The organism is Bacteroides sp. D55t1_190419_B8, assembly GCF_015558905.1.
Classification (GTDB): Bacteria; Bacteroidota; Bacteroidia; order Bacteroidales; family Bacteroidaceae; genus Bacteroides; species Bacteroides vicugnae.
This window is the reverse complement of the sequence record NZ_JADMOU010000002.1, coordinates 386,839-401,125: the sequence shown is the minus strand read 5'-3', so window position 1 is coordinate 401,125 and position 14,287 is coordinate 386,839. Positions and strand designations below refer to the sequence as shown.

The following is a 14,287-nucleotide window of genomic DNA, read 5'->3' as shown; positions in this document are numbered from 1 at the left end:
GGAGCTGTATGCGGTGAAAGTCGCACGTACAGTTCTTAATGGGGAAAGCGGCAGCAATGCCGCCGACCTACATAACAAACACAATCTAAACTAATCCAGATGAATCAAACACCCGTAAAAGCGATTCTATTACTAATCGCACTCACCCTGTCCTGCCACACTCCACTTTTCTCACAGAGAGATTTTGAGCGACACGAGTTCTCTTTTCACGCGGGCTATGGCGTTATGTTCCATCACCCTCCCACACTCACGTTGAGTACCCACAGTTACCAACGTACACTCGCACAAGGCGTAAGCTGGGATGGACAATATAATTTCCGCCCTCTCAAACGTTTTGTCTTTGGAGGAATCTACTCCGGATTTTCTTCCAAAGGAAGTCATCCGGAAGGGAAGGATCATTTATGGGTTCATTTCATCGGCACTCAAATCGGAATGTGTAATGCCAACACCAAGCATTGGCAAATCCGGGTAACAACCGGTCCCGGTGGAGTCATTCTACGAAACAACAGTGAGGTATTCGGCAAAGCACGAAAAGTGAGAGCCTTTACTATTGGTCTCCTGACCAATGCCAATCTTACCTATAAGCTGAATCCCAATCTGGGAGTCAGTTTAGGAGTACAATATATGTATAGCGAACTACTCAGAATGAGAACCCACTATCATGGAGAAAAGGTCATTGTAAAACTCGATGGCAATGCTGATGCTAACCTCACACGAATAAATATCACTTCGGGATTATCCTATTATTTCTAACATTCACTAAAAAAAGCACTATGAAGAAATATATACTTATTCTTTTCTCCATCATCAGCTTTTGGAGCTGTACGGAAGACGAATCGATCGACATCACAGTTTTACCTCCTGCCACCACTACAGGTGCCAACACCTTTGGCTGTCTGATGGACGGATGGATTTATGTGGGAGGACGATACCTGAATTGGGGACACTCGTATGTATGGACGTATGATTCATTCCACTACTATCCGGAGGAGGACAAACTATCCGTCAATGTTTCCGTCAAGCCTGACATCAACATACACTTCACCATTTTATCCCCCAAAGAAGGCAAAGAAGCAACTCTCACCGATATACGGTTCAGAGGAGAAGAACTGGAAGACGGAACAGCTTTTATAAGCCATTTCGACCCAGAATTGAATATTATCAGTGCAACCTTCGGCAACGGCAAACGTCTGACTAACGGACGTTTTGATATTCATTATACAACACAACAGCAATAACGGCGGCGACAGTAATAACTATTCAGGTTTATTTTCTTCCCCCGCTTTATTGGAAGGATTGTTACTTTTCTGATACTCTTTGGGAGTGGTTGTTTCATTTCCATCCCGTACAGCCATATAGTGCGGCGACATAATTTCAATGCCGGCTTCATTAAATTTATCCTGAATATTCTGATGCAAATCCGAATAAATCTGTGCCATTTTATCTGCCTCCCTGATATATGCATTGATCTGATAGACCGGATACCAGTCGCTTAAAGAGGTTTCCAACACAAACGGACGCGGATCATCTACCACTCCGGGAGTGTTCAATGCAGCATCAATCAGAATCTGATTAACCTGTCGCCAAGGAATATCATAACCGATAGATACTTCCGAGTGAATAATCAGTCCATATTCACGTGCCGAGGTACTATAATTTACCGTATGAGACGACATGATAAATGAGTTAGGTACGGTCACCACCTCATTCTTGGGTGTCCGGATACGGGTAACAAGAGGAGTCTTTTCAATAATATCTCCCGTGGTATCATTCAACTTGATCCGGTCGCCCATCTTGAACGGACGCATATAAGTAATCACCAGTCCGGCGATAATATTACCGATCACCGTACTTGATCCCAATGAAACGATCAATCCGACGAATACCGAAATGCCTTGGAACACACCGGAATCGGAGCCCGGCAGATAAGGATAAATCATCGCAATCATAAATGCATAGAGCAGGAAACGGGCGATATGGAAAGTCGGCATCGCCCAGTCCGGGTAGAATCCGTTGATTTTGAGCCGTCCTGCTTCCACTTCACGCGCCAGATACAGAACGAGACGCACCAGATACTTCACGGCATACCAGATAACGATAATGGTGAACAACTTGGGAACATAGTCGATAATCCCCACAAAAATACCGCGAATCGGATTCCATATATACCCTAACAGTTGATATGCCAGTCCTTCTGTCTGCGGGAAGATGATGAAAATTAACGGTACGCTAAACAGTAGCTGCAATCCCATCAGTATATACCGCCCGATACTGGACAGGAATACTAACAGATTCGCCTGTTTCTGCGCATCCAGCAATTCATATCCCTGAATAGATACCGGTTTTATCTTCGTATCTTTCAGACGTAGGATACGCGCTTTCAGTTTACGGAATAACCAGTTGGTCAGGCGGAACAGGAAATACTGTCCCACAATCACCAACACAAAATAGAGCACACGCTTTGCCATTCGCCAAAGTCCGTGCTCCGCTTTCATCTCATGCAGTTTGGTAATGACATTCTGCTGTCTTTCTTTAGCCAGCGAATCACGTGAGATGCCTTCCCACAAAGCATCCTGATCGGTAAGAGAAAGCAGCACTTTGCTGCCGTACATCAAATCGGAAACAATGTCCGAATGATCGATAGAAACAGAATCGGGGCGTAGATTAAAGCGTCTTCCTATTTCTTCAATCGCCGCACCGGTCATTTGAGCACGTTGTTGGGGAGTATATCCTCCGCGTTTGGTAAAAAGGTAAAATAAGGTATCGCCGTCCGCCACTACCGGCACTCCTTTAGTGAACTGGCGTAAAGAGTCGATACGCTGTCTCTGCTGGGCATATTTTACGGAGTCGGCGGAAGCCATCTGTAGCTTCATCTGTTCCATTTCCATCCGCATATTCGCCTCGTTGAGCCGGGCTTCTTCCAATGATTTCCGCATATTCGCCAGATGGATAGAATCCGAATCCCGTCTCAAAGGAACATGTCCGTTCGTTATTGTATCTCCGGCAAATATCTTCTTGACAGCCTGTTCCAGCTGTGCTTGCGCCCCGATTGCCAGGAAAGAAAGGAACAACACCAGTAACGACCGCTTTATTTTATTTTTTTCCATACCTTATATTCCTTGATTATAATTAAGGTTAATCAAACTTTTCATTAAAAACAGAGCAAACATACGGATTGTTTTTGACATTACCATTTCCAAATTGATTATCTTTGCCACTAAAAGAGAAAAACCATGAATATATTGCTACTCATCGGGGGATTAATCCTCATTCTTCTAGGAGCTAACGGATTAACAGACGGTGCCGCCTCGGTAGCCAAACGTTTCCGCATTCCTCCCATCGTGATCGGTCTTACCATTGTCGCATTCGGCACTTCCGCCCCTGAACTGACGGTCAGTGTATCTTCTGCTCTCAAAGGCAGTGCGGATATTGCCATAGGCAACGTAGTGGGAAGCAACATTTTCAATACATTGATGATTGTGGGCTGCACGGCATTATTTGCCCCGATTGTCATCACCCGCAATACACTTAGAAAAGAGATACCACTCTGCGTACTTTCTTCTATTGTCCTGCTGATCTGTGCCAATGACGTCTTTCTGGATAAAGCCTCAGAAAATATCCTGAACAGGGTAGACGGTTTGCTGTTGCTTTGCTTCTTTATCATTTTCATGGGCTACACCTTTGCCATCGCTTCCAAGCCTGCCACAACGGGAGATGCCGGACATCCGGCCATAGAAGAGGAGACAGAAATCAAATCACTCCCTTGGTGGAAATCCATTCTTTATATCATCGGAGGTCTGGCTGCACTTATTTTTGGAGGTCAGTTGTTTGTCGACGGTGCCACGGGCATCGCCCGCAACCTGGGTGTCAGCGAATCGATTATCGGACTGACTTTGGTGGCGGGAGGTACTTCTCTTCCGGAACTGGCTACGTCTATCGTTGCCGCATTAAAGAAAAATCCGGAGATTGCCATCGGAAATGTAATCGGTAGTAACCTCTTCAATATTTTCTTTGTACTAGGGTGTAGCGCGAGCATCACGCCTCTCCGTCTTAGCGGAATCACCAATTTCGACCTGTTTACGTTAGTAGGTTCCGGTATTCTGCTTTGGTTATTCGGGCTGTTCTTTGCAAAAAGGACCATTACGAGAATTGAAGGAGGAATTATGATACTTTGTTATGTGGCATATACGGTGGTATTGATTTATAATACCTGAAAATAATAAAAGGCTTCCGGCAGTAACACCGGAAGCCTTTTATTCCCACTAGCCAATTAAACTCTGATATTTATTTCACCTCGACAGTCGTCAGTATATTTACACCATATTTTCCATCGGCAGATGTCCACCAAGTAGTATTCCCATTTGCACAACGGATAGCATAACGGGGATTATACTTCAACCGATCTGAACCATCAGGTATCCACAGACCTAGTTTATACTCTCCGGCAGCCATTGAACCGGGTAACTGAACAGCTTGTTCTACAGAATGTGTCAATGGTCTACATAATATATCACCCGGTTGGAAAGGTTGCCAATCCAACGGACTGGCTTCAGTCAGGAGCTCTGTCACTTTTCCTTTATCATCAATCAATACAAAATAAACCGGATGTTCTCCGAAGACGGTGGCGAAACCTCTGTTCACCAGGTTCAGAGTCAGTTGGTTCTCTTTTCCTGCTTGCAGATGATCCGGTAATTGAAGGGATTGCAATTCTATACGATAGCCTAGATGGTCGCGTATATAATCGAACATATTGCGTTTCACTTTCGTTCCGTCCTGTTTCCGGAAATAGCTGTCGGACACAGGCATGAGATGCTGGCGAAGAGAATCTTCCGTTATCATTGTCTTCTTCCAGACAATCATGGAATATTCGGGAGGATTATTCTCATCAAATCTGTTATTAGGATGCTGTTCCTTATAATTATGGATAACGCTCAAGGAAGTATAATGCTGGAGGAACAGACGTCTCGCTGCTTGCAGTCCGTCAATAATCCATCCGGCAGACGGGCTGTCGGGATCGGCTCCTACGCTCCAGAATCCCCAGGGGAGTTCTCCGTCTACTACCAGATAAGGAGATTCTGCTACGATTTGATCGAATTTGGCAGTCCCTTCGTGCATGTCGGCATCCCATCTATCAGGTCGTATGACGATAAAATCATCGTGGAATGAAAGCCTTTTATACAGTTCCGGTTTATCTTTCAACAAGTTTTTAAATTCCGGAAGTCTCACCTGCACATTTCTGCCTTCAGGCACTACTGACAGTAATTTTTCCAATACCGCAGCCTTTGTCTCTTCCGAGTTCTCAAGCCCCTGAATAGAGCTATGCCATTCGCCCCATGCTCCAATCATTCCGGCTTGCACCACCAGAATCAAATCTTTATTCTTCTCCAAGAAAGGTTTCAGCTGGTCCAGATGTTCCAGAATCTGTTTGCCGGTGGGGCCAACGGCAGCTCTTCCCATGAAATCTCTTTCATAAGCAAAACGCAATACGGCTTTCTTTCCCTGCTTCTGCAATTCATCAAAATACGCCTGCATGGTCAGGAAGTTTTCCTCCGATAGTTTTTCACCGATTAAATAGGTAAGATAGAAATAGCTTTGAGCCAGCGAAACACTATCCGCCACATATTTTTCCGACAATTCTACCAGCTCTTTTGTAGGGCTATCCTTTTCATGCAGCACATCTACCGCTGTCTCCAGCCGGAATCCTCTTCCGGGATTATAGAGCCCATTCTCACCGTGTAAATCATCGACACAGATTCCGCGAAACTCAACAGTCTGCCGGGAATCACCGCATCCACTTGCCAACAAGGCAAATAAAGCAGCTATTACACTGCCATACATCCAGTTCTTCTTCATAGTAATATGTTGTTTGCCGGCAAATATATAACAAATCGAAACACGACCATCCGTTATCACTCATTTCGCACAGTAAAGTATCAGTTTGGGATAAATAATGCAAAAGTATTGGATAATGCTAAGATTGTATTTGTCCCACGACAGGAATTGCCCTACCTTTGCCTGCATCTCAAAAATTAAGGTAATACATGAAAAAACAAAATTGGCTACTCTTACTTTTCATTCTGCTGCTTCCGGCAGAAAATATAATTGCTAAAAAGAAAACAGAAAAAAGCGATAGAGAAATCTGGTGTGAAATTATGTACCGGATGGCGACCCCTGTATTAAAGAATATGAGTGATGGTCTGTTGAAACAGAATATGCTTGTAGAACTAAGTCCGACATGGGATGGTCGCAATAAAGAGGTCACTTACATGGAATGTTTCGGGCGACTAATGGCAGGGGTGGCCCCCTGGCTATCATTACCGGATGATGATACGGCAGAAGGCATACAGCGCAAGCAGCTACGGGAATGGGCTTTGAATAGCTATAAGCAGGCTGTTGACCCTGCAGCACCGGATTATCTGCTGTGGCGTCAGGAAGGACAGACTTTAGTTGATGCAGCGTATATTGCAGAGAGTTTTTTAAGAGGGTACGATGCTTTATGGATGCCTTTAGACAGTGTTACCAAACAACGATATATCAATGAGTTTACCCAGCTCCGACGAGTGGACCCTTCATACAGCAACTGGTTACTGTTCAGCGCAACTGTCGAATCGTTTCTTCGAAAAGCAGGCGCACCCAGCGACACCTATCGTATCAGTTCTTCTTTACGAAAGATAGAAGAATGGTACGTAGGTGACGGCTGGTATTCGGATGGCCCCAACTTCGCATTCGATTATTATAATAGTTTCGTGATACACCCCATGTATATCGAAGCATTGGAAATTATCACCGAAGCCGGCAAACATAAAAAGATATGGAACATGCCCGGCTGCGATTACCACAAAGCGATCACGCGTGCACAGCGATTCGGAGTGATCCTCGAACGACTCATCTCTCCGGAAGGAACACTGCCCGTTGTCGGACGTTCCATTACTTACCGCACCGGTTCACTGCAAACACTGGCATTACTCGCCTGGCGCAAATGGCTTCCTGAAGAATTGACAAACGGACAAGTACGTGCCGGCATGACGGCCGTCATCAACCGCATGTTTGGAAATAACCGCAATTTCAATGAGAAAGATTTTCTCACGCTAGGTTTCAATGGTTCCCAACCCGGCATTTCAGACTATTACACCAACAATGGCAGTTTATATATGGCTTCCCTTGCTTTTCTACCGTTAGGCCTTCCTGCCGACGATCCCTTTTGGACAGATGCTTCACAGCCCTGGACTTCGAAAAAGGCATGGGATGGAGAAGATTTTCCAAGAGATCATTCTTATCATGAGGAATAATTGATAATCAGCATTATATAATAGTTTCCAGTCGCACTGGAAACTATTATCCATTACGAATGGAAACTGTCATGTAACACAGCTCCTTGTTTTATCTCTTATAAGTAAGAAAATCAATAAATATCACTTTTTTGTGTTGTGAATGAAACAAGTAAAGAAGAGAATAGTTTAATAGCAGCCAAACTCTTGACTTTCCCTGTTTTATTTCGTATCTTTGAGAAAACAAAAAGAAGAAAAGCAAAATGAAATATACAAATATCAAGACATAGCAGCATATTATCAAGCATATATTTCCATATATATAAGAATAGGAATGGGAGAAGATCAGCACTGATTTTCTCCCATTTTGTTTATATAATTCACAAACATTTCTGATATTCATCAAAAATAGTTTCTAATAAACTCAAATACCGTTCTTAATAAACTCTTCAACTATTTATTAAAAACGATACTCTGATTTATTATAGAACTGTAAATATATTATCTCTATAAAAACAACAGGCTTATTCATATTCAAAGAAGAGAGATCACTATATAGTCAATATTACAGACAAATTCCTCATGGTATTTTCTTTACATATATTAATAGTACATCCTTTTTCTCCAGAAAATCAGCTAGCAAATAAGAAAATCAAAAAACAAATCATGTAGTTTCAAAGGAAATAGAAAAAAAGTATTAGTATCTGCTAATATTATATTTGTCTCCCTTTCAAAATAGTCCTACCTTTGCTTATCGTCAGTTACAACATCTCATTAAACAACGAATAAAACATTAACCCTTTAAATAAAAGTATCATGAATAGACAAAACCTTTTCACTTTATTTGCTACATTCGCATTACTCTTCTGTTTCACATATTCTTGTAATGCCAAAGGAAAAGACAAAGCCAAACACGTTGTCTTCATCGGTTTGGACGGCTGGGGTGCATACAGTCTCCCCAAAGCGGATATGCCTAATGTTAAAAAATTAATGGAGGACGGAGCCTATACATTAAAGAAACGCTCCGCACTTCCTTCGTCCAGTGCCATCAACTGGGCTTCCATGTTCATGGGAGCCGGACCGGAACTGCACGGATATACCGAGTGGGGCTCTAAAACTCCGGAACTTCCCTCACGAGTATTAAACCAGCATGGCATTTTCCCAACAGTTTTCCAATTGCTGCGTGATGCTCGTCCTGAAGCAGAAATCGGCTGCTTGTACGAATGGGAGGGGATTAAATATTTGGTAGATACTCTTTCCATGAGCTATCATTATCACGTTGCTGATTGCAACAAAACTCCTAAAGAATTAGGAAATATGGCATCTGCTTATATTAAAGAAAAACAGCCGGCACTGGTTGCTATCTGTTACGATGGTCCCGACCATACCGGTCACACTGAAGGGCATGACACTCCTGCATATTATGAAAAGCTCAAAGAACTGGATACTTATGTCGGCCAAATCGTTCAGGCAGTAAAAGACGCAGGAATCCTGGATGACACCATTTTTATCTTAACTGCTGACCATGGAGGTATTGACAAAGGACACGGAGGAAAAACAATGCAGGAAATGGAAACTCCGTTTATCATTTCCGGAAAGAATATCAAAAAAGGACTTAGATTCGATGACATAAGTATGATGCAATACGATGTAGCTTCTACAATAGCATCTATTTTCAATCTTGAACAACCACAAGTTTGGATTGGCAGACCGATGAAGGCGGTTTTCAAATAATTTTTTGAGATTATAAAAGAGAAGCTAGACACTATTTAGCTTCTCTTTTTACTTTATACAAAATCCAGCAATAGTCGTATATCTCTGATATTATTATATCTGTTTACTACATTCGTTAATAAATCATATTATGCGGCTTTTTCATAAGTCAAAACCTAGTTCTTTTTTACAAGAATAATAAAATAAGATTCTCACTGTTGTTAATTACAAAATAATATTTGTATCAGAATCCATATCCTTTAACCTTCGCCTCTTAATAACATAATAAAAAAGCAATCAAAAGCCACGACATAAGATCCATTAATCGATATACGCTTTCCCATTCTAATAATAACCTATTTATATTCCTCCATTAAAAAAAGGACAAAAGCATATTTTAATACCACATTACAGAAAAGTATTAGAATAGGATAAAATAATACTTGTCTATCACTATATTATCCCATACTTTTGCATCATCCAATTATTGTTTGAGGTTTCCATGGATCAATCAATAATTGAACAGAGTTTATAATCTAATACAATAAATTATGAGAAGAAAAATTCATTTTCTACTATTCCTTTTTCTTTGCATAACTAGCATTCCACTAGCTGCTCAGAATATTGAAATAAAAGGTATAGTTACAGAAGCTGCAACAAATGAACCTCTACCTGGAGTTACAGTCAGTATTAAAGGAAAGGACACCGGCACAGTAACAGACATGGATGGAAAATATTCCATCAAAACAAACCAAGGAGATATTTTACGATTCTCAGCAATAGGTATGAAACAAATAGAGAGAGCAGTTACATCCGGTGCTCCGATCAACGTCTCAATGGAAGAAGATAATATTGCTCTTGAACAAGTAGTAGTTATCGGTTACGGTACAGTGAAAAAAAGCCATCTTTCGGGAGCTGTAAGTTCGGTTAGTGCCAAAGAGCTTAACGGACAGGTTGCTTCCAATGCTGCGACAGCATTACAAGGAAAGATACCCGGAGTATCAGTGGCAAGTTCCAGCGGTGATCCAAATGGAACGATGACAATCAACGTACGCGGTATCAGTTCATTATCCAACAACAATCCACTGTATGTAATTGATGGCGCATTCGGCGACATCAGCATGGTCGATCCGAATGATATCTCTTCTATCGAGGTATTAAAAGACGCTGCTGCAGCAGCCATCTACGGTTCACGTGCAGCAGGTGGCGTGGTATTGATCACTACAAAAAGCGGCCGTAAAGATATGCCAACCAAATTGGATATCAACTTCTTCACAGGCATCAGCCACACCCCTAAAACCCTAAAAGTATTTAATGGAGAAGAATACAGTCGTTTCGCACGTTATTATCGTCTGGCGGGCGACGGTTACGGATCAGAAAACGGGGCAACCCCTTTTATCGGTGAGGGTACAGACTGGCAGGATATAATGTTACGCACCGCCATGACCTACAAAGCCAATGCTACAATCAGCGGCGGTTCGAAAAATGGTTCTTACAGTTCATCCGTAAGTTATCTCAACAAAGAGGGTATATTGCGCAATACAGATCATGAGTCTTATAATATCCGCCTGAAGAGCGATTATTCTTTCCTGAACAATCGATTAACCATAGGTGAATCGATGATTGTAAACATGACAAAAGGAAGCGGCTACATTCATCAGGATACAATGTTCGACATCTTCCAGTTTCCCTCCGTTGTACCCGTATATGACCCGACGAATTCAGGGGGCTGGGGTACTTCCAACGATATCAACTTACCCAACCCATTGGCAGAAATGACAGTCAATGATGAGCGAACTGAAACAACCAGAATTTTCCTCAATGCCTATTTGCAAGCGGAAATCATCAAAGGATTAAAATACAAGCTCAACGTAGGTATCAGAAAAGAACATACTAAATGGCGCAAATATACAGATGCATACGATTTAGGTACATTTGGAAAGAATGACAAACCCGACCTGGAAGAAAAATCATCCACCTGGGAATCGTGGGTTTTAGAGAATACTTTGAACTACGACCGTACATTCGGCAAACACAACCTGTCACTTCTCGCCGGTTACTCTGCGCAGAAAGACAAAAGCCACAGCTTATATGGAAAGAATAGCGATATGGCCCAATTCATAGAAACAATGCCGGGCAATGTGGATCCGTCCAACCTGAAAGCATCCAGCAGCCTGAATGAACTGGCATTAGTATCTCTATTCGGACGTGTCATGTATTCATTCGACGACCGCTATCTGTTTTCTGCCTCCATCCGTCGCGACGGTTCGTCACGTTTCAAGAAAGGGCATCAATATGGTGCATTCCCATCCGCTTCCATCGGATGGAACATTAACCGCGAAAAGTTCTTCAAACCGTTGGAAAATGTATTCGACCAATTGAAGTTACGTTTCAGCTACGGTAAACTCGGTAATCAGGAAATGACCAGCTACTATCCTACGCAAAGTGTAGTATCGGATGGAATGAACTATGTATCGAACAATTCACCATGGTTTGGCTCCATGCCTTATGTACAGGCTATTTCACCAGCCAATCTGACATGGGAAAATACAGAAACATATAACATCGGTCTGGATGTCAGCCTGCTGAACGGAAAATTAACTTTCACTGCCGATGCTTATGTGAAAAACACCAATGACGTACTGCTGCCTATTCCCTCGACCGCATCTACCGGTATCAGCGGAAACTCGATCCAAAATGCAGGACAGGTACGAAATAAGGGATTTGAATTTGCCGTGAATTATCGGGGTTCTATCAAAGATAAGTTCACTTATTATATAGGTGCCAATATCGCTGCCGACAAGAATGAAGTAACGAAAATCACATTGGGCGGCCAGAATCTGATGATTTCCGGTTATAGCGCACACGGTGCCGGTGGTCGTGGTATCAATATGTTTGCCGAAGGACATTCCATGTCCTATTTCAACCTGATTGAAACAGACGGTTTGTTCCGTTCGGCAGAAGAGATTGCCAATTACAAGAACAAAGACGGCGAACTCATTCAACCCGGAGCCCAGGTCGGCGATATCCGCTACAAGGACTGGAACGGTGATGGCAAGATTAATACAGACGACCAGCATGATGTAGGAAGCCCTTTCCCCGATTTCACTTTCGGCGTCAGACTGGGTGGTGAGTGGAACAACTTCGACTTCAACCTTTTCTTTGACGGTATGGTAGGTAACAAAATCTATAATTATCCGCGTTATCGCCTGGAATCAGGAAACTTCAACGGAAATATAAGCACTGTATTGGCAAACTCGTGGAGACCGGACAATCAGAACACCGATATTCCACGCTTCTCTAAAACAGATGGTGCAGACAACAAATGGGCATACTCCGACAGATGGCTTGAGAATGGTTCATATATGCGTCTGAAAACATTGGATATCGGCTATACATTGCCCAAAAACCTGACCAAAAAAGTCAAACTTGAGAATGTAAGAATATACACTTCAATGGAAAATCTATTCACACTGACCAAATATTCGGGTTATACTCCGGATTTGGGTGAAAGTACTGTTGCCGGTGTTGACTACAACGTATTCTCAAGAGGTATCGACCAGGGACGTTATCCATTGCCCCGCACCATCTCATTCGGAATACAAGTTAACCTGTAATGCCTTAAATTAATATTAAACATTAAAAGTCTATAAACATGAAAAGAAATTGGTTATCATATATGTGCATGGCAGCTCTTCTTTCCGGAGCACTGACATCGTGCAACGAATCCAGCTTTTTGAATCTGTCGGACCCTAACCATTTCACTGAAAGCAACTTCTGGAAAGATAAAGCAGATGCGGAAAGTGCTTTGGCAGCCGCCTATTCCCCTATAAAAGGAGCCATGTACGGATACTTCGGCGCATTCGACGGTTGGCTGAACCTCAACGGTCGCGGCGACGATATCTTCACCATCAAAGGAGAAGAAGTTCCCATGTGGAATATTGCAAACTTCCTGAATTCACCGTCCACCGGCAACGATCCTTATGGAGCGCTTTATTCGGGTATCCAACGTGCCAATATCGTATTACGCTATATCGACCAGGTACCGGCTTCGGGCATTACGGAAGAAGATCGTTCGATGATTAAGGGCGAAGCGCTCTTTCTGCGCGGCTATCAATATTTTCTGTTAGTCAACAACTACAAAGAAGTCCCTTTGCGACTGATACCGTCTAACGAAGATGAAACCAACAAAGGGCCTGCCACTGAAGCAGCATTATGGACACAAGTGGAAGAAGATCTGGGTAACGCTATCAAATGCAATCTGCCCGTAGAACGCACCACTGCCAAAGAGCGGGTTACCAAAGGCGCTGCTATCGCAATGTTGGGTAAAGTATATGCCACCCAACATAAATATCCGGAAGCCAAGCAATTATTAGGAACATTATTAAAAGCTCCTTATTCTTATGAGTTAGTTGACAACTTCGGTAAGAACTTCACAAATGAAGATGAGTTCAATAAAGAATCCGTGTATGAAATAGCATACAGTCCCGACGGAGAATACTCATGGAGCAACGAAAGTGGAATCTGTCTGGGTTGCTATATACCACAGTTTATCGGTCCGGTAAAATCCGGCGGATGGGCCAAACTGATGCCGAGCTCTTTCATCGTAGGAGAATTCACCAAAGAAACTCGCCCGAGCGATGCAGATACCAAGTTTGACAAACGTATGTATGCCAGTCTTTTCTTTGATGCAGCCAACTACGGCGACAAAGTACCCAACGAAAAATGGTATGGAAACAATTACTCGATGGACGAGCTTTGGGAAGGTAATGAGGGTAAAATGGCAGGAGGAGCTCCCAGCTTCAATGTCAACGGAACGGCAGGTAAATTCTTAATCAAGAAAAATACCGCATACTATGTGGATGATAAAGCACCGGATAATATGGGTAATAAGGAAGGAAGGTCCAGCAACTTACGTGTGATGCGTTTTGCGGAAGTCTTGCTGCTTTATGCCGAGGCATGTGCCAAAACCAATGATCCGGACGGTGCCAACTATGCTTTAAAACTAATCCGCAACAGAGCAGGACTTCAGGAAAAGACTTTCGCACAAGAGGAACTTATGACTGAAATCGAACATCAATGTTTATTGGAATTCTTCGGAGAAGGTCACCGTTTTTATGATCTCAAGCGTTGGTATTCTGTCAGCGAAATTCAATTGATTTTCAAGGCCAACGGGAAGCAGGGTGCAGAAAATTTTCAGGAAAAGCACCTTTACTATCCTATACCGACAAGTGAATTGAACAATAATACTGCCATGGTGCAAACCAGTCTATGGAAATAATGTCCAGACAAGATTAACTTAATAA

The 14,287-nt window shown here is 42.7% G+C and carries 9 protein-coding genes; 7 read left to right on the top strand and 2 right to left on the bottom strand.

Translation table 11 applies throughout. From position 1 onward, the window contains the following. Positions 1-99: 99 nt before the first annotated feature. Both I2I13_RS03670 and I2I13_RS03665 read left to right on the top strand, forming a co-directional pair. Entirely contained in the window at positions 100-753 is a 654-nt protein-coding gene (locus I2I13_RS03670) for a hypothetical protein (protein WP_195648806.1), read from the top strand. A 20-nt stretch (positions 754-773) separates the two neighbouring features. Beyond that, a complete protein-coding gene (locus I2I13_RS03665; RefSeq protein WP_195648805.1) occupies positions 774-1,238 on the top strand; it encodes a hypothetical protein in 465 nt (154 codons plus the stop codon). An 18-nt stretch (positions 1,239-1,256) separates the two neighbouring features. Here the strand turns inward: I2I13_RS03665 and I2I13_RS03660 are convergent, their stop codons facing one another. Further along, entirely contained in the window at positions 1,257-3,107 is a 1,851-nt protein-coding gene (locus tag I2I13_RS03660; RefSeq protein ID WP_195648804.1) for a mechanosensitive ion channel family protein, read from the bottom strand. Between the two features lie 126 nt (positions 3,108-3,233). On the opposite strand from I2I13_RS03660, the gene I2I13_RS03655 reads away from it, so the two are divergent. Continuing rightward, complete coding sequence (locus I2I13_RS03655) at positions 3,234-4,214, top strand: calcium/sodium antiporter (RefSeq protein WP_195648803.1); 981 nt, start codon at positions 3,234-3,236, stop codon at positions 4,212-4,214. 70 nt (positions 4,215-4,284) lie between these two features. Here the strand turns inward: I2I13_RS03655 and I2I13_RS03650 are convergent, their stop codons facing one another. Then, positions 4,285-5,853 (bottom strand): DUF4832 domain-containing protein, encoded by a 1,569-nt coding sequence (locus I2I13_RS03650; protein ID WP_195648802.1) that lies wholly within the window; start codon positions 5,851-5,853, stop codon positions 4,285-4,287. A 188-nt stretch (positions 5,854-6,041) separates the two neighbouring features. Between I2I13_RS03650 and I2I13_RS03645 the strand changes: the two genes are divergently transcribed. The 4 genes from I2I13_RS03645 (at position 6,042) to I2I13_RS03630 (ending at position 14,262) form a co-directional block, all read left to right on the top strand. After that, positions 6,042-7,289 carry a DUF2264 domain-containing protein gene (locus I2I13_RS03645; protein ID WP_195648801.1) on the top strand — a complete coding sequence of 416 codons (1,248 nt, stop codon included), beginning with the start codon at positions 6,042-6,044 and terminating at the stop codon, positions 7,287-7,289. Positions 7,290-8,084: 795 nt separating this feature from the next. Continuing rightward, entirely contained in the window at positions 8,085-9,002 is a 918-nt protein-coding gene (locus I2I13_RS03640) for an alkaline phosphatase (protein ID WP_148366817.1), read from the top strand. A gap of 530 nt (positions 9,003-9,532) precedes the next feature. Beyond that, positions 9,533-12,598 carry a TonB-dependent receptor gene (locus I2I13_RS03635; protein WP_195648800.1) on the top strand — a complete coding sequence of 1,022 codons (3,066 nt, stop codon included), beginning with the start codon at positions 9,533-9,535 and terminating at the stop codon, positions 12,596-12,598. A 38-nt stretch (positions 12,599-12,636) separates the two neighbouring features. Then, positions 12,637-14,262: a RagB/SusD family nutrient uptake outer membrane protein gene (locus I2I13_RS03630; RefSeq protein ID WP_195648799.1), complete on the top strand. Its 1,626-nt coding sequence runs from the start codon at positions 12,637-12,639 to the stop codon at positions 14,260-14,262. The last annotated feature ends 25 nt before the right edge of the window (positions 14,263-14,287 follow it).

Coding starts and splice junctions, on each gene's coding strand:
- I2I13_RS03670 (WP_195648806.1), top strand. CDS start 100: ATGAATCAAACACCCGTAAAAGCGATTCTATTACTAATCGCACTCACC.
- I2I13_RS03630 (WP_195648799.1), top strand. CDS start 12,637: ATGAAAAGAAATTGGTTATCATATATGTGCATGGCAGCTCTTCTTTCC.
- I2I13_RS03650 (WP_195648802.1), bottom strand. CDS start 5,853: ATGAAGAAGAACTGGATGTATGGCAGTGTAATAGCTGCTTTATTTGCC.
- I2I13_RS03635 (WP_195648800.1), top strand. CDS start 9,533: ATGAGAAGAAAAATTCATTTTCTACTATTCCTTTTTCTTTGCATAACT.
- I2I13_RS03640 (WP_148366817.1), top strand. CDS start 8,085: ATGAATAGACAAAACCTTTTCACTTTATTTGCTACATTCGCATTACTC.
- I2I13_RS03655 (WP_195648803.1), top strand. CDS start 3,234: ATGAATATATTGCTACTCATCGGGGGATTAATCCTCATTCTTCTAGGA.
- I2I13_RS03645 (WP_195648801.1), top strand. CDS start 6,042: ATGAAAAAACAAAATTGGCTACTCTTACTTTTCATTCTGCTGCTTCCG.
- I2I13_RS03660 (WP_195648804.1), bottom strand. CDS start 3,107: ATGGAAAAAAATAAAATAAAGCGGTCGTTACTGGTGTTGTTCCTTTCT.
- I2I13_RS03665 (WP_195648805.1), top strand. CDS start 774: ATGAAGAAATATATACTTATTCTTTTCTCCATCATCAGCTTTTGGAGC.